This is a genomic window from Aquimarina pacifica (assembly GCF_000520955.1).
GTDB lineage: Bacteria > Bacteroidota > Bacteroidia > Flavobacteriales > Flavobacteriaceae > Aquimarina > Aquimarina pacifica.
In genome coordinates this window covers 13,331-38,038 of sequence record NZ_JACC01000008.1, presented here as the reverse complement: position 1 = coordinate 38,038, position 24,708 = coordinate 13,331, and the positions used below count along the sequence as shown (strand labels likewise).

Annotated in this window: 21 protein-coding genes; 17 read left to right on the top strand and 4 right to left on the bottom strand. The window is 33.9% G+C overall.

All coding sequences use genetic code 11. The annotated features are described in order from the left end of the window. Position 1 precedes the first annotated feature (1 nt). From DZ60_RS0105615 to dnaG, 10 genes are all read left to right on the top strand, one after another. Positions 2-1,231: a 3-phosphoshikimate 1-carboxyvinyltransferase gene (locus DZ60_RS0105615; protein ID WP_025741112.1), complete on the top strand. Its 1,230-nt coding sequence runs from the start codon at positions 2-4 to the stop codon at positions 1,229-1,231. 193 nt (positions 1,232-1,424) lie between these two features. Further along, positions 1,425-2,474, top strand: coding sequence for a tRNA preQ1(34) S-adenosylmethionine ribosyltransferase-isomerase QueA (gene queA, locus DZ60_RS0105610; protein WP_025741111.1), 1,050 nt, complete (start codon positions 1,425-1,427; stop codon positions 2,472-2,474). 342 nt (positions 2,475-2,816) lie between these two features. Beyond that, positions 2,817-3,722: a chalcone isomerase family protein gene (locus DZ60_RS24045; RefSeq protein ID WP_025741110.1), complete on the top strand. Its 906-nt coding sequence runs from the start codon at positions 2,817-2,819 to the stop codon at positions 3,720-3,722. Positions 3,723-3,977: 255 nt separating this feature from the next. Then, a complete protein-coding gene (gene rlmN, locus DZ60_RS0105595; RefSeq protein WP_025741109.1) occupies positions 3,978-5,018 on the top strand; it encodes a 23S rRNA (adenine(2503)-C(2))-methyltransferase RlmN in 1,041 nt (346 codons plus the stop codon). A 111-nt stretch (positions 5,019-5,129) separates the two neighbouring features. Next, positions 5,130-6,107, top strand: a complete 978-nt coding sequence (locus tag DZ60_RS0105590) for a polyprenyl synthetase family protein (protein WP_025741108.1) — start codon at positions 5,130-5,132, stop codon at positions 6,105-6,107. Positions 6,108-6,260: 153 nt separating this feature from the next. Next, the gene (locus DZ60_RS0105585) at positions 6,261-6,830 is read left to right on the top strand and encodes an RNA polymerase sigma factor (RefSeq protein WP_025741107.1); all 570 of its coding nucleotides are present in this window, start codon (positions 6,261-6,263) and stop codon (positions 6,828-6,830) included. Further along, the gene (locus tag DZ60_RS0105580) at positions 6,811-7,638 is read left to right on the top strand and encodes a hypothetical protein (RefSeq protein WP_025741106.1); all 828 of its coding nucleotides are present in this window, start codon (positions 6,811-6,813) and stop codon (positions 7,636-7,638) included. The genes DZ60_RS0105585 and DZ60_RS0105580 overlap by 20 nt, the downstream gene beginning before the upstream one ends. 78 nt (positions 7,639-7,716) lie before the next feature. Then, on the top strand, positions 7,717-8,787 hold the full coding sequence (locus DZ60_RS0105575) for a coiled-coil domain-containing protein (protein WP_025741105.1): 1,071 nt from the start codon (positions 7,717-7,719) through the stop codon (positions 8,785-8,787). Between the two features lie 672 nt (positions 8,788-9,459). Then, a complete protein-coding gene (locus DZ60_RS0105570; RefSeq protein ID WP_206538651.1) occupies positions 9,460-12,396 on the top strand; it encodes a T9SS type A sorting domain-containing protein in 2,937 nt (978 codons plus the stop codon). Positions 12,397-12,538: 142 nt separating this feature from the next. Beyond that, positions 12,539-14,497, top strand: a complete 1,959-nt coding sequence (gene dnaG / locus DZ60_RS0105565; RefSeq protein ID WP_025741103.1) for a DNA primase — start codon at positions 12,539-12,541, stop codon at positions 14,495-14,497. A 1-nt stretch (position 14,498) separates the two neighbouring features. On the opposite strand, the gene DZ60_RS0105560 is transcribed toward dnaG, so the two are convergent. Together DZ60_RS0105560 and nadE are read right to left on the bottom strand one after the other, a co-directional pair. Beyond that, on the bottom strand, positions 14,499-15,131 hold the full coding sequence (locus DZ60_RS0105560; protein WP_025741102.1) for a response regulator: 633 nt from the start codon (positions 15,129-15,131) through the stop codon (positions 14,499-14,501). A gap of 145 nt (positions 15,132-15,276) precedes the next feature. Further along, complete coding sequence (gene nadE / locus DZ60_RS0105555; protein ID WP_025741101.1) at positions 15,277-16,065, bottom strand: NAD(+) synthase; 789 nt, start codon at positions 16,063-16,065, stop codon at positions 15,277-15,279. A gap of 217 nt (positions 16,066-16,282) precedes the next feature. On the opposite strand from nadE, the gene gldB reads away from it, so the two are divergent. Both gldB and gldC read left to right on the top strand, forming a co-directional pair. Beyond that, positions 16,283-17,245, top strand: a complete 963-nt coding sequence (gldB, locus tag DZ60_RS0105550; protein WP_025741100.1) for a gliding motility lipoprotein GldB — start codon at positions 16,283-16,285, stop codon at positions 17,243-17,245. Between the two features lies 1 nt (position 17,246). Continuing rightward, on the top strand, positions 17,247-17,585 hold the full coding sequence (gene gldC, locus DZ60_RS0105545) for a gliding motility protein GldC (RefSeq protein ID WP_025741099.1): 339 nt from the start codon (positions 17,247-17,249) through the stop codon (positions 17,583-17,585). 153 nt (positions 17,586-17,738) lie between these two features. Here the strand turns inward: gldC and yihA are convergent, their stop codons facing one another. Together yihA and DZ60_RS0105535 are read right to left on the bottom strand one after the other, a co-directional pair. Next, positions 17,739-18,344 carry a ribosome biogenesis GTP-binding protein YihA/YsxC gene (gene yihA, locus DZ60_RS0105540; protein ID WP_025741098.1) on the bottom strand — a complete coding sequence of 202 codons (606 nt, stop codon included), beginning with the start codon at positions 18,342-18,344 and terminating at the stop codon, positions 17,739-17,741. An 11-nt stretch (positions 18,345-18,355) separates the two neighbouring features. Further along, positions 18,356-19,126: an alpha/beta fold hydrolase gene (locus DZ60_RS0105535; RefSeq protein ID WP_025741097.1), complete on the bottom strand. Its 771-nt coding sequence runs from the start codon at positions 19,124-19,126 to the stop codon at positions 18,356-18,358. Between the two features lie 303 nt (positions 19,127-19,429). On the opposite strand from DZ60_RS0105535, the gene mraZ reads away from it, so the two are divergent. The 5 genes from mraZ (at position 19,430) to DZ60_RS0105510 (ending at position 24,695) form a co-directional block, all read left to right on the top strand. After that, positions 19,430-19,900 carry a division/cell wall cluster transcriptional repressor MraZ gene (gene mraZ, locus DZ60_RS0105530; RefSeq protein ID WP_025741096.1) on the top strand — a complete coding sequence of 157 codons (471 nt, stop codon included), beginning with the start codon at positions 19,430-19,432 and terminating at the stop codon, positions 19,898-19,900. 93 nt (positions 19,901-19,993) lie between these two features. Further along, positions 19,994-20,890 carry a 16S rRNA (cytosine(1402)-N(4))-methyltransferase RsmH gene (rsmH, locus tag DZ60_RS0105525; RefSeq protein ID WP_025741095.1) on the top strand — a complete coding sequence of 299 codons (897 nt, stop codon included), beginning with the start codon at positions 19,994-19,996 and terminating at the stop codon, positions 20,888-20,890. Between the two features lie 33 nt (positions 20,891-20,923). Continuing rightward, positions 20,924-21,235, top strand: a complete 312-nt coding sequence (locus tag DZ60_RS0105520) for an FtsL-like putative cell division protein (protein WP_025741094.1) — start codon at positions 20,924-20,926, stop codon at positions 21,233-21,235. A 5-nt stretch (positions 21,236-21,240) separates the two neighbouring features. After that, positions 21,241-23,235 carry a penicillin-binding protein gene (locus DZ60_RS0105515; RefSeq protein WP_025741093.1) on the top strand — a complete coding sequence of 665 codons (1,995 nt, stop codon included), beginning with the start codon at positions 21,241-21,243 and terminating at the stop codon, positions 23,233-23,235. Then, the gene (locus tag DZ60_RS0105510) at positions 23,232-24,695 is read left to right on the top strand and encodes a UDP-N-acetylmuramoyl-L-alanyl-D-glutamate--2,6-diaminopimelate ligase (protein WP_025741092.1); all 1,464 of its coding nucleotides are present in this window, start codon (positions 23,232-23,234) and stop codon (positions 24,693-24,695) included. Before DZ60_RS0105515 ends, DZ60_RS0105510 begins: the two co-directional genes overlap by 4 nt. Positions 24,696-24,708 lie beyond the last annotated feature (13 nt).

Sequence of the window (24,708 nt, the reverse complement as noted above, 5' to 3'; positions counted from 1 at the left end):
GATGAATTTGAAACTCGAACAAATATCAAGGGTAGGAAATAATACATTACAGATTACAGGTTCTAAAAGCGAATCTAATAGGCTTTTAATTCTACAAGCCCTATATCCTAATATTAATATCGAAAACTTGTCAAATAGTGACGATTCAGAATTAATGCAAAAAGCTTTACAGAGTAAAGAGACTGTTGTTGATATTCATCATGCGGGGACTGCAATGCGATTTCTTACTGCGTACTTTTCTGTAAAAGAAGGTAGAGAAACCATACTTACAGGAAGCAAAAGAATGCAAGAACGACCAATTAAAATCTTGGTAGATGCATTGCGAGAATTAGGGTGCAATATAACCTATGAAAAAGAAGACGGATATCCACCAATAAAAATCCATGGGGAGCAACCCAATTCGAGTAGCGTTTCTTTAAAAGCAAATGTAAGTAGTCAGTACATTTCTGCTTTAATGTTAATAGCATCATCACTTCCTGATGGATTAGAGATTTCTCTAGAAGGTAAAGTGACTTCTGTGCCTTACATTAATATGACGGTCAGTCTTCTAAAGGATGCTGGGGTCAAAAGTTCTTTTGTGAATAATGTTATTAAGGTTGAATCAGGGGCCGAAGTTTCACCAAAAAATATAGTTGTAGAATCAGATTGGAGTTCAGTGTCCTATTTCTACAGCATAGTAGCACTTTCAGAAAATGCCACTATAACAATAGGTAGTTATAAGAAGCAGAGCTATCAAGGAGATTCTTCTCTTGCAGAAATATATAAATATTTAGGAGTCGAAACTACATTCAATGAAAATACAATAACACTGTCAAAAGTACCAAATAGTAGCAATAAACTTCCTGATGGACTGGATTTATCGAATTCTCCTGATATTGCTCAAACCATTGCTGTTACATGTTTTGGCCTTGGGGTTTCGTGTTATTTAACAGGGCTTCATACTCTAAAAATAAAGGAGACAGATAGATTAGAGGCATTAAAAACGGAAATAGAAAAATTAGGAGGGCAAGTAGACATCACCGAGGATTCCTTAAGATTAGGAGCCAATACGTTGATCAAAAAGGATGTTACGATACAAACATATAACGATCATCGCATGGCAATGGCTTTTGCACCTCTAGCATTAAGAGCTTCTTTGTGTATTGAAGATGCAGGGGTCGTTTCTAAATCATATCCTGATTTTTGGAAAGATCTAGGCATGTTAGGGTTTTCTATGATAGAGGAAGAATAGTAAAAAAATAGAAGAATAACTTTTTTCTTGTCAACTTTTTCACTTTTTCTAGGAATGTCTTTGAGGTTGAGGACTAAGCATGTATAGCTCTTAAGATTTTTAATGTAGATAGTAAACACTCAAAATATATGTTGATTTACTTGACAACCCCTATTGCAAGATCGTATATTTGCTCCTTCAAAAATAAACACCAATGAAGTTATCACATTTTCATTTTGATCTTCCAGCAGAATTGTTGGCAGAGTATCCGGCAGAAAACCGAGATGAATCAAGATTAATGGTTCTTAATAGAAAGGAACAAACCATAGAGCATAAACAGTTTAAAGATCTTATAGATTATTTTGAGCCAAACGATGTTATGGTTGTTAATAATACTAAAGTTTTTCCTGCTAGACTCTATGGAAATAAAGAAAAAACAGGAGCAAGGATAGAAGTGTTTTTACTTCGTGAATTAAATTCTGAAACACGTCTTTGGGATGTTCTTGTAGATCCTGCTAGAAAAATAAGAATAGGAAACAAACTTTATTTTGGAGATGACGAAAGTTTGGTAGCAGAAGTTATAGATAACACAACCTCAAGAGGTCGTACACTGCGTTTTTTGTATGATGGTTCATATGATGAGTTTAGACAGAAGCTTAATGATTTAGGAGAAACACCTTTGCCAAAATATATAAAGAGAGATACAGAGCCAGAAGATGAGGAAAGGTATCAGACTATATATGCTAAGAATGAAGGAGCAGTAGCCGCGCCAACGGCAGGATTACATTTTTCTAAGCATTTAATGAAGCGTTTAGAAATTAAAGGTGTTGATTTTTCGGAGATTACATTGCATGTAGGTTTAGGTACTTTTAATCCGGTAGAAGTAGAAGATCTTTCTAAACATAAAATGGATAGTGAAGAAGCCTATGTTACCGCTCATGCTGCAAATGTAATTAATAACGGAATCGCAAATAAGAGAAGAATTTGTGCTGTCGGTACGACTGTAATGAGAGCTTTAGAAAGTTCAGTGTCATCAGATAATACCTTAAACGAATTTAGAGGGTGGACAAATAAGTTTATCTTTCCTCCATATGACTTTAGTATTGCTAATTGTATGATTACTAATTTTCATACACCGAAATCAACATTGCTAATGATGGTTTCAGCATTTGCAGGACATGATTTTATAAAAGAAGCATATGAAGAAGCTGTGAAAGAAAAGTATAAATTCTATTCTTACGGTGATGCAATGTTAATCATCTAAGAATAAGTGAAATATAATTAAGATTTAGAAAACCTGCTGAGTAGAAATAACAGCAGGTTTTTTTGCTTTTAATAATTTTTTATGAGTGTGAAAATACCAATGAACTCTAAGGTTTTTTGTAAGTTTTTGGATAACTAAAACCATGATATTTTGTAAGTTTCCTATTTTTTGGTACGATTTTTTCTATATAACTGGTTGATAAACGATATTTATTGTGTTTTTATCGAAAAAAAAGTTACTTGTTCATAATAAAATTACTTTTTATAGCTTTGTATCGTTTTTTTGTATGTTACAAATTTTGAAAAATACCCAATCTAGACAATGAAGAAAATTATTTTTTACATGACAATTTTAACTGCGATTTCTTCCTTTGGTCAAACCAAAGTAGGAGATATTCAGTTTAATGATATTGATGTTTTTGGTAAGGAGGAACTAATGCTCAATGGAGCTGGTTCTAGAGATAAAATGTATGCGATGGCGCTCTATTTGGATTTTGAGGTCGACGGTGTCGAAGATGGTGTTATGGTTGCAGAAAAGGATAGGACAATGGCCGTGACCATAAAAGTTATGACGGCGGGAGCCACAAGCGATTTTAGAGAAGTTATCAGAAACGGAATAGAGAGAGCAACAGATGGTAATGCTTATTTATTAGAGGATCAGATTCGTGATTTTCTCAAAATATTGCCAGGAGAAATTAATAAGCATGATATTTTTAAAATCCTTTATGTTAAAGGAGGAGATTTACTTTTGTTTAAACGAAAAGAATTATTAGGTAAAATTAGCAACGGTCTAGAGTTTAAGAAAGCTCTATTTAAAATCTGGTTAGGAGAAAACCCTGTTAATAAAGATTTGAAAAAGGATTTGTTAGCTTCTTTTCAACCAAATCCTGTGTTAGGGAAATGGAAAACATATGATCCAGAAACCGGAATTGCAATCAGTATAGTGCAGTTATATATTATAAAAAATCAAGTGTTTGGTTCTATAGAGAGAATGTTGCGTTTGTCTGAAAGAGATGCTGTTTGTTATGAATGTGCGGGAGACGATAAGAATCAAAAAGTAGAAGGATTAGTAATAATAAAGGATATGGTGCTCAAAAAAGGAAAATATGTTGATGGCAAGTTTACCGATGTTAATAATGGTCGAGTATCTGATTGTCAGTTGTGGGTTGATGTAGAGGAGTTAGATGTACTTAATATAAAATATAAAGGAAGCGGTGGGACCAATAGATGGACCAGAGTAGAAGAATAAAAGTGTATTTGCGCTCTTAGCGTATTGCCCTAAGATATATGTAAAAAACCATGATAGATTTTTATCATGGTTTTTTTATTGGTTTTACTGTTGCATACTGAGGAGTACAGGTGTTAGTGTATAATTTACTTAGTATTGCATTAAGTGGTTTTTGGCATTTATAAAGATGGTATTTGTTCTGTTTTAAAGGATAATGAATTTTCTAATGTACAAAACATGTTAAGTACGATATTATCTTTTTACTTTTGCAGGAGTATGGATGTGAAGAAAAAAGATATACGCGCAATAACAAAAGATCAATTACGACTCTTCTTTGAAGAGAACGGTGATAAAGCGTTTAGAGGGAATCAAGTTTATGAGTGGCTTTGGAGTAAAGGAGCACATAGTTTTGATGATATGACCAATATTTCAAAAGAAACTCGAAAAATGCTAGAGCAAAATTTTGTTATTAATCACATACGTGTTGATCAAATGCAGCGCAGTAGTGATGGGACTATAAAGAATGCCGTAAAATTGCATGATGGATTAATTGTAGAATCCGTATTGATCCCTACCTCTACAAGAACTACTGCATGTGTATCATCTCAGGTTGGGTGTAGTTTAGACTGTAAATTCTGTGCAACTGCACGATTAAAAAGGATGAGGAACCTTAATCCAGATGAGATTTATGATCAGGTAATGGCCATTGATAAAGAGAGTAGACTTTATCATAATCGTCCTTTGTCTAATATTGTTTTTATGGGCATGGGAGAACCTTTAATGAATTATAATAATGTTCTAAAAGCAATTGATAAAATTACATCTTCAGAAGGATTGGGAATGTCTCCCAAACGAATAACATTATCTACTTCTGGTGTACCAAAAATGATTAAGAAAATGGCCGATGATCAAGTAAGATTTAAGTTGGCTGTTTCTCTACACTCTGCAATTGATGAAGTAAGAACAGCTATTATGCCATTTAATGCAACATTTTCATTAGCTGACCTAAAAGAAGCGCTAATATATTGGTATCAAAAAACAAGTAGTAGAATTACCTATGAATATGTAGTTTGGAAAGGGATTAACGATAGAAAAGAAGATATAGATGCACTTGTTACCTTTTGCTCTTATGTGCCATGTAAAGTAAACTTGATAGAATATAACCCTATTGATGATGGCGAGTTTCAGCAGGCATCAGACAAGGCAATTAATAATTATATTACTGCATTAGAATCTAAAGGAATTGTTGTTAATGTAAGACGAAGCAGAGGAAAGGATATTGATGCAGCATGTGGTCAATTAGCAAATAAATCATAATGTATAATCAATGGCTCGCAGAGCTTATTATATTTTATATTACTGTGTTACCCAAAAACTATTTATAGTATCTTCGTAAAAAGATAAGGACAAAGAATCAAGTACGACATATTGAAAGTTGTAGAGCAAATAAAATTACCGATTATCGATGAGATGGAACTTTTTGAACAAAAGTTTTCAGAGTCGATGTCTTCTAAGGTAGCTTTGCTCAATAGAATTACACATTATATTGTTAATAGAAAAGGGAAACAAATGAGGCCTATGTTTGTTTTTCTAGTTGCTAAAATGGTTTCTGGTGGTCAGGTAAACAATCGTACCTATAGAGGAGCTTCTGTAATAGAATTAATTCATACCGCAACTTTAGTACATGATGATGTAGTCGATGATTCAAATCAAAGACGCGGCTTCTTTTCAATAAATGCTCTTTGGAAAAATAAAATTGCGGTTTTGGTGGGAGACTATTTGTTGTCTAAAGGGCTACTTCTGTCCATAGATAATGAGGATTTTGATCTCCTTAAAATTATATCCGTTGCTGTTAGAGAAATGAGTGAAGGAGAGCTGTTACAAATCGAAAAAGCAAGAAGCCTAGATATTACTGAGGAGGTGTATTACGAGATTATTAGACAGAAAACAGCAACATTGATAGCCGCTTGTTGCAGTCTCGGAGCGTGCTCGGTGATGCCAGAAACAGAAGATGTTCTTAAGATGAGAAAGTTTGGAGAACTTATTGGGATGGCTTTTCAAATTAAGGATGATTTGTTTGATTATGGAAATCAGGCAATTGGCAAGCCTACGGGCATTGATATCAAAGAACAAAAAATGACGCTTCCATTAATTTATACCCTAAACAACTGTTCTAAGGGCAAAAAGAAATGGCTTATTAATTCTGTAAAAAATCATAACAAAGATAAAAAGAGAGTTAAGGAAGTTATCGATTTTGTAAAAGAAAGTGGTGGATTAGAATATGCTGTAACAATAATGCACAGATTTAAGGATGATGCACTATCTATTCTTTCAGAATATGCAGACTCGAATTATAAATCTTCTTTAGAGCTTATGGTGAATTATGTAATTGATCGCAAAAAATAAATACCTCTTACGTTTTATTGTGTACTGTGAATCAATGTTTTATTGATAAAACAGAAAATATCGTATTTTTTTTCGCTTTCCAGACAACCATTTAGTTTTGATACGCGTCTATGTAGATAGAGGGTCTAATTAAATTAATCGATTTTTCGAATTTTGAAAGTTATTCAGTTGTATAAAAGTGAAAATCAACTCATCAAGAAAGCTATTAAGGAGCATCGTGATGCACAGCGTCAGTTATATACACGTTATTCACCAAAAATGTTAGGTGTATGCAGAAGGTATATTAAGGATGTGCATTATGCAGAAGAAGTGATGCTTACAGGGTTTTTAAAAGTTTTTACGAATCTTTCAAAATTTAAATTCGAAGGAAGTTTTGAAGGATGGATACGTAGAATAATGATTAATGAATCTATTTCTTTTTTGAGAAAAGAAAAACAAGTCCTTTTTACCGAAGAAATAATGAATTATTCTGAAGAATCCTGGAATAATATTAATGTTGAATTAGAAGTTAACCAAATTCAAGAATTAATAGATGGATTACCTGTGGGATATAGAACAGTGTTTGTATTGTATGCTATAGAAGGGTACAAACATGGTGAGATTGCAAAAACATTAGGAATTTCAGAAAGCACATCAAAAACACAGCTTTTTAAAGCAAGAAAAATGCTTCAGCAGAAGTTGAATTTACAAAACAAAAGTAATCATGGCACCATTAAAATTTGAAGAAAGGATAAAAGAGCAGTTAGAGGAAAGAGTTATAGAGCCATCAGATAACTCTTGGGACCGATTAGAAACAGCTCTCACCAAAACTAAACATAAACAAAAGAGGTTAAAAAAAAATTGGCAATATGGTATTGCTGCAATTTTTGCAGGTCTCATAATCTTTACATCAATTAAGATAAATGAAAATTCTGTTGTAGATAAAGGAGCTCCAAAAATTGTGGATAGTAGCAGGGAGGTTATAGAGAATAAAAACGTGCCAGTTATAGAAAAATTAAGAAGCGACACACTATTAACACCTCATAGTCGCACAGAGTTAGTTGAAATAGAGAGTAAAAAATCATTGCCAAACAGTTTATCGTCTTTTTCGCAGAAAGAGAATATATCATCTATAAAAAAGAAAGGTATTACAGCGGTTATTTCAACAGAAGAGCAAAAGAAAACAGTGACTAGTAATTTTTACTCGCCATTGCCAATAAAAGGTGACTCATTAAATGCTATAGCTCATGAACTATCTGTAGTAGATTCGACATTGATAGAAAATAAATTAAAGGAAATGGCAGCCCAGATAAAAGAAATTGAAGATAAAGAAGGAGGTGTTACAGAAGAAGAAATAAGTCGATTATTATTAGAGGCACAACGAGAAATCACTACAAAGAAATTAATGAAATCTACTACAATAGATGCAACTGCTCTTCTACAAGGGGTAGAAGATGAACTCAGTGAAACTTTTAAACAAAAAGTTTTTGAAGCTCTTAAGTCTGGTTTTCAGAAAGTGAGAACTGCTGTTGTAACGAGAAATAATCAATAACATTCATCAATCAAATCAGGTTTTTAATCTTCCTCCTAGTAGAGGAGGAGGGTTATAACCGCAAAAAAATCAAAGAACATGAAGACACTAGTATGTATTGCCACAGTTGTGGCTATGTCACTCCTTACGCAAATAGTAACTGCTCAAGAAGAAGACAAAGCGAATGGTATAGAGCAATTAAACCAACAAAAAGAGCAAATTGTAGAAGCTGAAAAAAATGCACTTAAGAAAGAAGTAGAGAAGATTAATGATCGATTGATAAATGACGAAATTACTCAAGAAGAAGCACAAAGGTTAAAAGAAGAAATTGCCAAAAAACATGCGCTTAATATAGAAAATAAAATAGCAATTATTGATAATAAAATTGCTCTTGTAGAGCGCAACGGTTGGGAGAATGGTTCAACAAGAAATTCAGGAATATGGATAGGAGAAGTTGTGAAAAATGATGAAGATAAACGTGTTCAGTTTAATATAAGTTTTACCGAAACGAAAGAAAAAGAGATAAAGTATGACATACGAACTAGGTCGAATTTACTTTTTGCAGTCGGACTCAACAATGCTATTGTAGATGGGCAATCATTAGACAACTCTGATTATAAAATTGCAGGTAGTAGGTTTTTTGAACTTGGTTGGGTTTGGAAAACCAGAGTGTTTAAGAATACGAATGTACTAAGGCTTAAGTATGGTATTTCATATACTTCTAATGGACTAAAACCAACAGATAATAGATATTTTGTAGAGAATGATAATGAAACTGTTTTAGAAGATTTTGAGATAGAGTTAGAAAAGTCCAAATTTAGGATGGATAATTTGGTTGTTCCAATACATTTAGAATTAGGAGGGTCAAAATTAGAAAAAACAGAAAAAAGTATTCGTTACCATACCTCGGATCATTTTAAACTTGGTTTTGGAGGGTATCTAGGGGCAAATATTAGCACACGACAAAAACTAAAATATACAGTAGATGGAGAAAAAGTTAAAGATAAAATCAAGCGGAGCTACAATAGTAGTGATTTGATATATGGCTTAAGTGCATATATTGGTTTTGGTGATACCTCGCTTTACGCTAAATATGATATGTCTCCAATATTTAAAAATGCCGAGATAGAACAAAATAATATATCGCTAGGAGTTCGCTTTGATTTGTAATTTACAAACTAAAACGATTTTATTGTTTTCTAAGATTTTTAATTTTTTTTCAGTAAACCTTTTTAAAATGAGCTTTTTTTAGAAAGTCAAGATTTATTAGCCTAACATACTTGTATGTTGGGTTATTTTTTTTAAGAAAAGGTGTTAAGTTTTTCTAAACATGTTTTTTATAAAAACTTTAACAATTACTGGTTTTAATGCATATTCAGGACTAATTTTTTTTTAAAATTCGACAACTATTCTAAAGAGAACAGAGGTATGAAAATTAGAATCAATTACTTAGATTTTGATTTTGTCTCTTATGCAGTTTTTGTTAAATAAAAAACATGTTAAAATAAAAATGTTAAATATATAAAAATCTATACATAAACCGTTAACTAAGTACGGTTTTAACGTAAGACCTTGTTAGCTAGTGTATTATAACATTTTTTTAGTTTTGTTTATTCCTGAAATATTCTATATTTATCGCTGTCAAGTTAGAAATAATTCCTTTCAGAGATTACTATTAATCACGTACTTTTCTAGAAGAAATTCGTAGTTACTCTTCGTCATACCTCAGTGTATGCAAAACAGAACAATTAACTTAATTTCACTAATATGAAAACACAATTCATTTACTTTACATTATTTTTATTTTGCAGCTTTGGGCTAGTTGCGCAAACAGGGGGTTCTATGAAGGCCAGCTCTGTTGGGAAAGCTGCTTATAAAAGAGATATTCCTGCACTTTCTCAAATGAAAAATATTATATCTGCAAAAAGCCATGAGCATGTTGCTCCGCCAAAGCGTAGGGGTAGTAACAAAATGGTGCCAGGAAAAGGTCTTCCTGCTACAGGAGAATCAGATCCTTTGATGATACAGCAAAAGAACGCTGTAAAAATGGCAACCACTGCTCCCGTAGCCTCTTTTGGTGCGCATGCAGGTAATGTGCTTAATGATGCAACTGGGGCTATAGGACCAAACCATTATGTATACGCTTTCAACTCTGGATTTGGTATTCTTGACCGATCAGGTAATCCGCTAATATCTGAGGCTTCATTAGGGACTATATTTCCTGGTGAGACACTTGGGGATCCAATTGTTGTATATGATAATTTTGCAGACAGATTTATTATCATGGAGTTTAGTAATACGCCAAATGGATTTTTGATCGCTGTAGGACAGGGACCAGATCCTGTTAATGATGGATGGTATACATATCGTTTTAATACATCTTCATTTCCGGATTACGAAAAACTTTCAATATGGAGCGATGGGTATTATGTAACAGCTAATAAAGATCAGAATGATCCTTCTGCTAACGATGTTGTATTCGTGGTAGAAAGAGATGAGATGCTTGTAGGTAATCCAGATGCACAATTGATTGGTTTTCCACTTCCAGCTATAGAGAACAACGGATTTTATAGCCCAGGAGGGTTTAATGTTACAGGAACTACATTACCTCCGGTAGGTACGGGTTGTTCAATTGTGTATTTGCAAGATGATAGTTGGTCAGGTATTAGTCAAGATCATCTTAAGATATGGACAACAAGTGTAGACTGGACAACACCTTCTAACTCTACGATTTCTAGTCCTCAAGAATTAATAACATCTCCGTTTGATAGTGTTTTTGATGGCGGATCATTTCAAAACCTTGATGAACCAGGGTCAGGTCCGGATATCGATGCTTTACAGGCAACCATGATGTATATGACTAATTATAGACGTTTTGGAACGCATAATTCTGTAGTAATGAATTTTGTAGTGGATCTTACAGGAGCAGATAGTTTAGCTGGGATTCGTTGGTATGAATTAAGACAAACAGCAGATGGGCAACCTTGGACTGTTTATCAAGAAGGAACATATGTGCAACCAGATGGTCTTAGTGCTTTCTGCGGAAGTATTGCACAAGATGCTGCAGGAAACATAGGATTAGCCTACACCGTTGTGAGCTCAAGTGTGTATACATCTTTAAGATATACAGGAAGATTAGCTAACGACCCTTTGGGAACAATGACGGCAATAGAACAAGTTTCTGCTAATGGAGATCAACAAAATACAAGAAGTGATGGGCGATATGGTGACTATGGTCAGATGACTATAGATCCATTAGATGACACAACTTTTTGGCACATCAGTGAGTATATGCAAGGGACGTCTAATACAAGAAAAAGTCATGTGGTAGCGTTTAGAATAGAACCAGATGTCATCGATGAGGAAGCTCCGACTACACCAACAGGTTTATCGGCTTCAGGAACAACTGCAAGGCAAACTACACTGTCATGGAATGCATCTGCCGATAATATAGGAGTTGTAGGTTATGATATATATCAAGATGGAGTTAACGTAGCAACTTCTACAGGTACAACTTATACTGTTAATGGATTAGCTCCTCTTACTGAATATTCTTTTTATGTAGTAGCAAAGGATGCTTCAGGAAATCTATCAGGAGCAAGTTCTTCTGTAACGATAACAACAGAAGAAAGTACAACCGGACCAGGATGTATAGGAGGAGAACTAGCTCCGTATACAGAAAGTTTTGAAAGCTCATTTGGTTTATGGACTCAGAATTCGGGAGACGATTTGGATTGGTCTAGAGATTCTAACGGAACACCATCAAATAATACAGGACCTTCTAATGCTGCTGCAGGATCCACTTATATATATGTTGAAGCATCAGGAAATGGTACAGGATATCCAAATAAACAAGCGATTCTTACTTCTCCTTGTTTGGACCTTAATGATGTAACGACTGCCTTTTTTACATTTAGCTATCACATGTATGGATCATCTAACTTTGGATCGCTAGATGTTGAAGCAAGTAATGATGAAGGAATAACATGGACAAGTATCTGGAGTTTAAGTGGTAATCAAGGAAATTCTTGGCAATTAGCTACTATTGATTTAGCAGATTATATAGGTAGTGGGCTACAATTAAGATTTAATAGAGTAACTTCAAGTACTTGGCAAGCAGATGCAGCTATTGATGATGTTGCGTTTACAACAAGTGATGGTCCTTCAGAAGATTGTGAACCTGCAGGAGATTTGACATTGAGTATTACACTAGATAACTACCCAGAAGAAACCTCTTGGACAATTACTAATGATGGAGGAACTACAGTAGCTTCTGCAAGTTACTCAAGTTCGAATCCCGATGGATCTACGGTAACAGAAACTATTAGTGGCTTGACTTCTGGTAGTTATGTATTTACACTTTTTGATTCATATGGTGATGGGATATGCTGTAGCTATGGTATTGGTTCTTATACATTATCAAGTACCGATGGCACTATAGTTACCGGAGGAGATTTTGATAGTTCTGAGGAAACCGAATTTTGTATTAATGTTACAAGTGTTCGTATAGATACCTATGAATTGACAGATTTAAATACATCAGACAAAAGATTTGTATTGTCGCCAATGCCTGTGAAAGGAGTGTTGAATATATCTGCGGGTAAAACACCAATTCAAAGTGTTGAAATTTATTCAATGTATGGGCAATTAGTGCGAACTATTCAAGGAGATGAAAATAAGCAAACAATAAATGTTAGCGAATTAGCGGTAGGAACTTATTTTACTAGAATTTCTGCAGAAGAGACTGTTGTAACAAGAAAGTTTGTTATCGAACAGTAATTAGGTGTAAACCTTAAAAAAAAATAATAATAGTATCGAGACTGTCTTTTATAAGGCAGTCTCTTTTTTTATTCAATAGTGATTATGTTGTGTCTCCTGCAATTATGCTATTTTTGTTGCTTTATAAAGTATATACAACCTCATGATTCATAAGTCAACTATAGATGCCGTATTCGAAACCGCTAGATTAGAAGAGGTTATAGGGGATTTTGTGCAGTTAAAAAAAGCAGGGAGTAATTTTAAAGGACTCAGCCCTTTTAGTGATGAGCGTACTCCTTCATTTATGGTGTCCCCTGTAAAACAAATATGGAAAGATTTTTCTAGTGGAAAAGGTGGGAATGTTGTTGCTTTTCTTATGGAGCATGAGCACTTTACATATCCTGAGGCTATAAAGTATTTAGCAAAAAAGTATAATATAGAAGTAGAAGAAACAGAACAGACTGACGAACAAAAACAGGAGGCAGATGAGCGGGAGAGTATGTATTTGGTTAGTGAGTTTGCAAATACTTTTTTTCAGAATTCTTTACATAAAACAGAGCAGGGTAAGGCGATAGGGTTGACTTATTTTAAAGAGAGAGGGTTTACCGAAGAGACGATTAAAAAATTCGGATTAGGGTATTCTCCAGATACTTGGGATGCTTTTACCTCTGAGGCAATTAGAAAAGGTTATAAGTTAGAGTACCTCAGTAAAACAGGTCTTACCATTGTAAAGGAAGAAAAACAATTTGATCGTTTTAAAGGAAGAGTTTTGTTTCCTATTCAATCTATGTCTGGCCGAGTATTGGGTTTCGGAGGACGAATTCTGACAAATGATAAGAAAGCGGCGAAATATCTAAATTCTCCAGAAAGTGATATCTATCATAAAAGTAAAGTGCTTTATGGGATTTATCATGCAAAACAGTCTATTGCCAAAGAAGATAATTGTTATTTGGTAGAAGGCTATACAGATGTTATACAGTTTAACCAAACAGGAGTGACCAATGTGGTTTCATCTTCGGGAACGGCATTAACCGCAGATCAGATAAGACTTATTAGTAGACTTACTAAGAATATTACGGTTTTGTTTGATAGTGATGCAGCAGGGATGAGGGCATCTATCCGAGGTATAGATTTGATCCTCGAACAAGGAATGAATGTTAAAGTGTGTAGCTTTCCAGAAGGAGAAGATCCGGATAGTTTTGCGAAGCAAAATACATTAGAAGAGCTAAAGGAATATTTAGAAAATAATGTTCAGGATTTTATAAGCTTTAAAGCTTCTTTGTTACAGCAACAGTCTAAGGATGATCCTATTAAGAAGGCAGAGTTGGTGCGAGATATGGTGGTGAGTATTTCTAAAATTCCTGATGTTATTAAGCGAGAAATCTATATTCAGGAGTGTTCTAGGATTATGGATATTTCTGAAGATGTTTTGTTTAATACATTAGCTCAAATACTCAATGTCGAGTTAAAAGACCAAAAAAAACAACAGAAACAGGAACAGAAATCATTAGAGGTTGTAAAAACAGAAAAAAAATCTCCAAAAGTTAATGAGCAATATGAGCTAGAACTCAAGATTATTGAAGCATTACTTCTTTACGGAAAAAGAGAAGAAGAATTTGAAGATTTAGTTTTAAAGGAGAATGAAGATGGAGAATTAGTGTTAGAGCCAGAAACACATACTTCAAAAGTATTCGAAAAAATATACCTTGATCTTCAGGATGATGAGATAGAGTTTGCAAATGATGGTTTTAAAAGTATCTATGCTATTTTGATTGAAGAATTACATCAGAACGAAGAGTTTAAGGTCGAAAACTTTATTAATAAAATACCACCTGAAATTGCCGCAGAAATAACAGCTATTTTAATGAATGATGAGCGGTATGAATTGCATAGATGGGTTGATATGGAGATTCATGTTAAGAAGAAAGAATATACAATAGCGCAATATGTAAGCGATATTATTTTGAATTTGAGACGGTTTTTAATTAAGCAGAAAGTAGAAGAGCTTTCACAAGAAATGAAAGCTCATAATACTGTCGATAATCAAGAAATCATGCAAGATATTGTTGATTATTTATCTCTGAGGAAAATACTGTCAAATAAACTAAACAGAGTCGTTTAATTTAGCTAATGTGTAACAATCTGGATTGATGAATAAGATCTGCAAGATTATCTACTTTTAGTTTTTTTAGCAATCTAGTTTTGTAGGTGCTAACTGTTTTTTCATTAATAGATAGCGTTGTAGCTATATCCTTGTTTCGTTTTCCTGAGGATAGTAAATTAAGTACTTCTATTTCTCTAGAAGAAAGTTTTTTATATTTTACAACCATGTTATTTTCATTAGCGTTTCCGCTAGCCAGTTGCTGTGTTAGATTGTCATTTAAATATATGCCTCCTCTTGCTACTCGTTCTATCGCTCTTTTTAGTGTTTTTGTTGGTACAGTTTTGGATAAGTAAGCAGAAGCTCCAGCCTTGATAGCACTCAGGGCATACATCTCCTCTGGATGAGAACTAAAGATAATTACCTTTATACCAGTAAACTCTTTTTTAATTGTTCTCAACGCCATAATTCCATTTATCTGAGGTAAGTCTAGTTCCATGATGAGTACATCAGGAGTGTTTGCTTTTAATACATCATACATTTCGTTTCCGTTACTTACTTTGCTAATAATCTCATAATCTTCTGAGTTGCGAAATAAAGAAACAATCCCCTTCCTAGTAATTGGATGATGATCAGCTATTAATACGGTTGTCATTCTTTTTTACAATTGTTAATGTTAGTTTGATTAATTTTTGGGTTTAACATTTTTTCGTTAGGCTAGGGGTAACTTTTATTTTGTAAAATTACTAAGAACTAATTCGCATGAACTTATTTTTGTTAATTTATCGACAAAATGTTTATTATATTAGATCAACGGGTATATTACAGACAGGAATTGGCATCATTTTATGTTGATTTACCGTATTTAATCGTATAAAAATTTCAAAGACCTCTCGTTTTCTTCCTTCAAAATCATCTTTATTTTTACCTTCATCTTTCATTTTCATTGCCCATTCTAGCTCATCATAACTTGCTCCGATTTGATCTTCATCGCTTCTACTGTCTCCAAATAAGCCATCTGTTGGAGCGGCAATTTGGATAGAATTTGGCACTTTAAGCTCTTTTCCTAAAGCATATACCTGGCTTTTAACTAAATCAGCTATAGGGCTTAAGTCTACCCCGCCATCACCATATTTTGTATAGAAACCAACGCCAAAATCTTCAACTTTATTTCCGGTACCTGCTACTAAGTATTTGTGTAATCCGGCAAAGTAGTATAGTGTAGACATTCTTAGTCGAGCTCTAGTGTTAGCTAGAGAAAGATCAAGTTGAGCACTTTTTTCTACTTTAGGAACAGCTGATTTTAGTTCCTCAAAAACTGGAGTAAGATCGACTCTTTCTTCAGAAACATTAGGAAATCTCTTTTTTAGTTGTGCAATATGTTCTTGTGCTCTATTTACTTGACTTTCTGCTTGGTGAATTGGCATTTCTACACAAATCGTTTTTAAACCCGTTTTTGCACACAAAGAAGAGGTGACGGCACTGTCAATGCCTCCGCTGACTCCAACAACGAATCCTTTAATGTTAGCGCTATTAGCATAATTAGTTAACCAGTTGACGATATGATCAATTACTTTTTCTGTATGCATGTGTTATGATTTAGTTTAATTTTTAGTTCTAAAAAGTGAAATTATGAAAATGTTATTTATAATAAGTTTGCTATTTCGGTTAAAAAAGCTTGTCTCTCATATATTTCTTGATTCGAACTTTGATATAGTATCTTTGCGATTATAAAATTAATAAAAAAAGATGGCGTTCTAGAATAATAGAAGTTATTTAGAGAGATATTATAATTTGATTATGAATATGAGTAAGTTTTTAAAATTTTTAGTTGTTTTTTGGATATTGTCCTCCTGCTCAAGTAAAAGTGCGATAGAAAAAGAAATTTCCCAAATCGATATAAATGTTGAGGTAGAAAGATTTGATCAATTATTCGCAGAAGTAACACCTCAAAAATTAGCAACGCTAAAAAATGATTTTCCATTTTTATTTTCAGCAAAATATCCTGATAGTATTTGGATCAAGAGATCAAGAGATACTATACAACAAGAGGTAAATAGTGAGGTTAGAAAAGTTTTTTCTGATTTCTCTAAAGAAGAAGACGAGTTACATACTCTTTTTCAGCATATCAAGTATTATTTTCCTGAGATCAAAGAGCCTAGAGTTATTACGATTACCAATGATGTAGATTATAGAAACAAAGTTGTGCTTTCTAAAGGCTTGCTTATTATAGCATTAGACACGTACTTAGGAAAGGATCATCATTTTTATGAAAGTATACAAAAATATATAAGACAGAATTTTGAGAAAGATCAAATATTACCCGATGTTGCATCAATGTATGCAAAAAATAAGGTGGGGCCTATTCGTGATAGGACATTTTTAGGAAACCTTGTGTCTTTTGGAAAAGAGTTGTATCTCAAAAATTTGTTCTTACCTACGTATAATAATGCTCAAAAAATGGGATATACCGAAGAGCAATATAATTGGCTCGAGGCTAATGAAGAAGAGATATGGAGGTTTTTTGTAGAGAAACAATTACTGTATAGTACGGATAGCGAGCTATTGTCGAGATTTTTGTATCCAGCTCCTTTTTCTAAATTTTATCTAGAGAAAATAGATCAAGAAGCACCAGATAGAGTAGGTCAGTTTATAGGCTTGCAAATTGTAACTTCGTATATGCAAAATAACGATGTATCTTTGCACCAATTACTTTTGGCAGATGCCGAAACTATTTTTAACAGATCAAAATATAAACCAAAGCGATAATATGGCAATTGAGCATAAATCAGAAATCAAAATTGATATAGAGTTAGATGAAAATCGAATTCCTGAGAAGCTAAAATGGACAGCAAAAGACGGAGGAGTAGAAAATGAAGAAACTAAAGCATTGCTTTTGTCGGTTTGGGACAGTAAAAGTAAAGAGAGTCTTCGAATTGATTTATGGACAAAGGATATGCCTGTCGATGAAATGAAAGTGTTTTTTCATCAGACATTAGTGGCTATGAGTGATACATTCTATCGTGCAACTCAGGATGATAAAATGTCGGCTACGATGAAAGATTTTTGTGATTACTTTGCAGAGAAATTAGAGCTAAAACAAAAATGATCCAATAAGTTTTTATATGTACTAGGGGTTAGTCGTCTAAACTAATGATTGTAAAATATTTTTGCATACAATGTGCAATCAAATTTTTGCAGTAAAGATTTTGATGGGATGTATTGTGTGGATAACTAATATTGATTTTATGAGCTGTAAAATCTAAGATTTTTTTAGTTGAGTATTGATGTCAGATATATAAGAGAGTACCTCTTCTTTTCCTAAACCAGAAGAAGAAGATGTGACAAAATAAGTAGGCATTTCTTCCCAGTAGTTAAGCATTTCTTTGATGTAATTCTCAATTTGAATAGGTAGTTTGGTCTTGGTAAGTTTGTCAGCTTTTGTGAAAATAATAGAAAACGGAATTTCATTTTCACCGAGCCATTGCATGAATTCAAGATCTATTTTTTGTGGTTCATGTCGGCAATCAATAAGGACGAAGGCACTTACTAGTTGAATTCTTTTTGAAAAGTATGAAGTGATAAACTTTTGAAACACTTTTTTAGAGGACTTTGATACTCTTGCATAACCATAACCAGGTAAATCCACCAAAAACCAATTTTTGTTAATAATAAAATGATTGATTAATTGTGTTTTTCCGGGTCTTCCGGATGTTTTGGCAAGACTTTTCCTATCGGTTAACATGTTGATTAAGGATGATTTACCAACATTTGACCGTCCTATAAAAGCATATTCAGGTAGTTTGTCTTTAGGGCATTTGGCAACATCGCTGTTACTCATTACAAATTCAGCGCTGCTAATCTTCATAGCATATATAATTAGAAGTTGCGTTCTTGCAACCAGTTGTGAAATAATCGATTAAACTCTACAGGGTGCTCCATCATCGCTGCATGACCACATTTGTCTATCCAGTATAGATCAGAATCAGGTAATAGTCTGTTAAAGTCATCAGCCACTTCTGGCGGAGTAACTGTATCATTCTTTCCCCAAATAATGCATGTAGGAGTTGTCATTTTTGGAAGGTCTTTTGCCATATTATGCCGAATAGCACTTTTGGCAATAGCAAGAGTTCGAATTAATTTATTTCGGTCATTAACCGTTTCATAAACTTCATCTACAATTTCTTTGGTAGCTATCTCAGGATCGTAAAATACGTTTTCAGCTTTGGCTTTTATATAGTCATAATCTCCTCGTTTTGGATAGCTTTCTCCCATGGCACTTTCATATAGTCCAGAGCTTCCTGTTATTACAAGAGCTTTTACTTTTTCAGGAAACATTTTTGTGCATAAAAGTGCAATATGACCACCGAGAGAATTGCCTAAGAGAATAACTTCTTTGTTACCATATCCCATATGGTCAATAAAGTCTTTTAGGAATCCTGCATAGGTGCTAACTTTAGTTTTTATTAAGGGTAATGTGTATACCGGAAGTTCAGGAATTAAAACTTTGTATCCATGCTTTGGAAAATAGGAGCCAACACCTTCGAAGTTACTCAAGCCCCCCATTAAGCCATGTAAAATTATAATAGGCGTGCCTTCTCCTAACTCTAGATAACTGAATTTTCCGTCTTTTTTTAATTCGTGATTCATTAATGTTTTAATACAAGAATTAAAAGCAAATATAGCATTTTCATAATTAGTTTCGAGATTTTTTATTAATACTACAGAATGATTTTTCATATTTTTTTTTGACGTCTATTAATTGTCTTATGAATCGGTAGAAGTCAAGAATTTACATGCCTTCCCGTAGAGTCTTGATATCCAAAATTTTGAATTTTTTGTAGAGACTAAGTGCTTAATATAGGAGATAACTTATTAACAATGTGGTAAATTGTGGTAAAAGGTGGAGATATTTTCAATATATTTGACTAATTAAACGTTTAAGGAAAGAAAGTGGTAAATCTGATCGGCACATACGAATGTAAGGCAGATGCAAAAGGGCGTCTTATGATGCCTGTTGCTTTTAAGAAGCAATTGTCGTCTGTATTGCAAGATGGATTTGTGTTAAAAAGATCAGTTTTTCAAACATGTCTTGAGCTGTATCCTATGGCAGAGTGGAATTTGTTAATGCAAAAATTGAATAAGCTCAATCGTTTCAAAAAGAAAAACAATGACTTTATCAGGAGGTTTACTGCAGGAGTCAAAGTTGTAGAAGTTGATTCTGCAGGTCGTCTTTTGATTGCGAAAGATCTTATTGGTTTTGCGGGAATAACTAAGGATTTGGTGCTGTCATCAGCGGTAAATATCATAGAAATTTGGGATAAGGACCAGTATGAAAAAGCAATTGATGATGTGGCTGATGATTTTGCGGATTTGGCAGAAGAGGTAATGGGTTTTGATGATGAGATGAATTCAGAAAATTGATGCAACAGAAAATCATGTTAAGTGATAAATGTTTGTAGATAGATGTCGTAGTAGTGCCGCGATTGATCGTAAAAAAGAATATAGATGGAACAGATGGAGTATCATAATCCTGTTTTGCTTAATGAAACAGTTGATGGATTAGCGATTAAAAAAAATGGGATATATGTTGATGTGACCTTTGGGGGAGGGGGACATTCTAGAGAGATATTAAAACGATTAGGGCCAGAAGGTAAATTGTTCGCCTTTGATCAGGATAAAGATGCATTGAGTAATGCTTTGGATGATTCAAGGTTTACATTGATCAATGAAAACTTTAGATTCATTAAACGGTTTCTAAGATTTTATGGAGTCAAGAAAGTTGATGGTATTCTCGGGGATTTTGGAGTTTCTTCACACCAGTTTGATGTTGCTGACAGAGGGTTTTCTACACGGTTTGAAGCAGATCTGGATATGAGGATGGATCAGAGTAAAAAAATATCAGCGTATCATGTGATTAACGAATATGATGAGTCTGATTTAAGAAAGATGTTTTTGCAGTATGGAGAGTTGCGAAATGCTCCTAAGCTGGCAAGAGCAATTGTAGGAGCAAGAAAGGATGAGCCACTTAAAACAAGTGTTGAATTAAAAGATGTGTTAAGTGCATTTTTGCCAAAACATCGAGAGCATAAAATATTAGCTCAGATTTATCAGGCAATTCGTATTGAGGTAAATCAAGAGATAGAGGTTCTTAAAGAGTTTTTGTTACAAACATCAGATTTGTTGGATGTAGGAGGGAGAATTAGTTTCATATCCTATCATTCTTTAGAAGATCGTTTGGTAAAACGATTTATACGAAGTGGGTTGTTTGAGGGGGAACCCGAAAAAGATATGTATGGTAATATATCGGTGCCATTCAAAAAAGTAAATGGTTTGATTGTTCCTGATGATGAAGAAATAAAAAGGAATAATAGGGCAAGGAGTGCAAAATTAAGAGTAGCTCAGAAACTATAATTTGATATACTAAAGATAGTAGTGTAGTGTACAATGAAACAGAGGATTTATGACATACTAAAAGGAGAGTTCCTAATTGCTGATGATGCAATGAAGAATTGGCGAATGTTGTTGTTTCTATCTTTTTTGGCAATTATTATGATTGCAAGTTCTCATAATGCAGAGAAAAAGGTGCATGATATTGCAAGATTGAATAATGAAGTAAGAGAGTTAAGAACACAATTTGTAGATGGTAAAACAGAATTAATGAGGTTAAAAATGGAATCTTCAATAATAAAAAAGATGACCCAAAAAGGGCTGAAGAGACCAGCAACACCTCCGAGAAAAATAATTGTAAAAAATTAAGCAGTTTGGCAATAAAAGAAAAAAACATATTAAACCGGTTGTACTTTATAGCAGCATGTATGTTTGTTTTTGCAGTTGTTGTATTGGTAAAACTCGTGAATATACAGTTTGTAGAGGGCGATATGTATCGGGCAAAAGCACAGGAGCGGGTTTTTAAAACTTTTGATATTCCGGCGAATAGAGGGAATTTATATGATAGTAAAGGAAATTTGTTAGCAACTTCTGTTCCTAAGTATGATATACGATTTGATGCACTTACCGTTACCGACAAAGATTTTAGAAAATACATTAAGCCTCTTTGTGAGGCATTATCCAAAGAATTCGGAAAACCGGTTTCTTATTATGATAAGATTATAAGAACTGCAAGAGCAAATAAGAATAGGTATTTATTACTTCGTAGAAATTTGGGATATTCTCAGTATATGAGGGTGAAGCAGTTTCCTTTATTTGAGTTCGGAGCAAATCGAGGAGGGCTGATTGTAGAGCAACGTACAGTAAGAGAGCATCCTATTGGTAAAATTGCAGAACGTACTGTTGGGTATGAAAGAAGAGATGATCAGGGGTATTATACTCGAGTAGGTTTAGAGGGAGCTTATGGAGCTTTTTTGAGAGGGAAAGATGGGAAGCGTAAGAAACAAAAAATTGCTAAAAATCAATGGAAACCAATAGGTGATGCCAACGAAGTAGAGCCTCAAGATGGGTATGATGTGGTTTCGACTATCGATGTGAATATTCAGGATATTACGCACCACGCCTTATTAGCTCAGTTAGAGAAATTTGAAGCAGAACATGGAACCATTGTGGTTATGGAAACGAAAACAGGAGAGATAAAAGCAATTTCTAATCTTGGACGTACAAAATCAGGCAAATACTACGAGAAGCTTAATTATGCAGTAGGCGAATCTCATGAACCGGGTTCTACGTTTAAATTGATGACAATGGTTGCAGCTTTAGAAGATAGAGCGATTGATTCAAGTTATATTGTAGATACCGAAAATGGACGTGTGAAATTTTATGATAGAATTGTAAAAGATTCCAGGTGGGGAGGATATGGTAAAATTTCTGCAGCAAAGGCTTTTGAATTATCTTCTAATACTGCTTTTGCTAAAATTATAGACGAAAAATATAAGGATCATCCTAGAAAATTCGTGGATCGACTTATTAATATGGGGTTAGGAGAGCCATTAGGTTTGGCGATTAAAGGAGAGGGAGTTCCTAAAATACCATACCCTGGAGATGATGATTGGTATGGTACTACGTTGCCATGGATGGCTCACGGATATGGAGTTTCTATTACTCCTTTGCAGACTCTTGCTTTTTATAATGCAATTGCCAATGATGGTGAAATGGTAAAACCCAGATTTATCAAAGAAGTAAAAACTTGGGATAAGACTAGAGAACGATTTGATAAAGAAATTCTAAATCCTACTATTTGCTCTAAAAACACTGCAAAAGTTGTACAAGAGATGATGAAAAATGTTGTAAAAAGAGGAACAGCAGATAATATACATACAGATAATTTCGGGATTGCTGGTAAGACAGGTACATGCTGGGGTAATTACGGAAAAGATAAGGAACGCGAGTATATATCTTCTTTTGCAGGATACTTTCCTGCAGATAAACCCATCTATTCTTGTATTGTAGTTATTCATAAGCCAAATAAGGAAAAAGGATATTATGGAAATACGGTTGCGGCACCGGTTTTCAAAACAGTTGCTACCAAAATATATAATGACATACCAGTTATAGATGAGGTTTCTTACGCTGTAAATGATAATAAGCAGGTTCTTGATAGTTATAATAAATACTATCAAAATGCTCAGAAGTATAAAACGATTATGCCCAATGTTACAGGTATGCCAGCAATGGATGTTATCTCTCTTTTAGAGAACATGGGCCTTAAGGTAGAGTTAATAGGTTCTGGTGTCGTGGCGAAACAATCTGTAGCACCAGGAACCAAAGTAAAGATAGATCAAACAATAAGATTAGAATTATCGTGAAAGAGCTAAAAGATATCTTGTATAAAGTAGCTATAGATGCAGTGGTTGGTAATACAATGATTGGGATCAATGCGATTCAATTTGATTCAAGGAAGGTTGTCTCTGATGATTTGTTTGTGGCGATAAAAGGATTGGCTTCTGACGGGCATAACTTTATATCAAAAGCTATTGATCAGGGTGCTGTCGCTATTATTTGCGAAACAATGCCAGATATAAAAGTAGAAGGAGTAACCTATGTAACTGTAGTCGATGCGCAATCAGCATTAGCGGTAATGGCATCCAATTATTATGATTCTCCCTCAGAAAATCTAAAACTTGTTGGGGTAACGGGAACGAACGGAAAAACTACGATAGCTACCTTGTTGTATCAGCTTTTTAAGAAAGCAGGGTTTAAAGTAGGTTTGTTGTCTACCGTTAAGATTTTGGTAGATGATAAAGAGTATAAAACAACACATACTACACCAGATTCATTAACTATTAATTCATATCTCAAAGAAATGAATGACAAGGGGGTAGAGTATTGTTTTATGGAGGTAAGTTCACATGGGATTCATCAAAAAAGGACCAAGGGATTGGTGTTCGAAGGAGGTATTTTTACCAATTTATCTCATGACCATCTTGATTATCATAATACATTCAAGGAGTATCGAGATGTAAAGAAGTTATTTTTTGATGAACTACCTAAAAAAGCATTCGCTTTAGTTAATAAAGATGATAAGAATGGAGTTTTCATGCTTCAGAATACAAAAGCAAAGAAATATGATTATGCGTTAAAATCTTACGCAGATTATCGTGGTCAAATTTTAGAAAGTAGTCTTGAAGGATTGTTATTAAGGATTAATGATCACGAAGTATGGGTGAAATTGATAGGGAGTTTTAATGCCTATAATTTATTAGCAATTTTTGGGACCGCAGAATTACTAGGGTTAGAGACATTAGAAACCCTTCAGTTGTTAAGTGATTTGCAGAGTGTGAGTGGCAGGTTTCAGTATCTTATTTCAGAAACAAAGATTACAGCAATAGTAGATTATGCCCATACACCAGATGCTCTTAAAAATGTCTTAGAAACTATAAACGATATTCGAACAAACAACGAAAACCTTATTACGGTTGTTGGTTGTGGTGGTGATAGGGATAAAATGAAGCGGCCTGTGATGGGTAATATTGCAGCTAAGCTAAGTAACAAAGCAATTTTTACCAGTGATAATCCCAGGACCGAGAATCCAGGACAGATTATTGAAGATATAGAAAAAGGAGTAGAGCCTTTAGATTATAAAAAAACATTATCAATTACAGATAGAAAACAAGCAATTAAAACAGCTTGTCAGTTGGCCGATAAAGATGATATTATACTTATCGCAGGAAAAGGACATGAAACGTATCAAGAAATTAATGGAGAAAGAATTGATTTTGATGATTACGAAATTGTAAAACAAGAATTGAAAAAATTAAATAAATAAAACCCTATAGTGC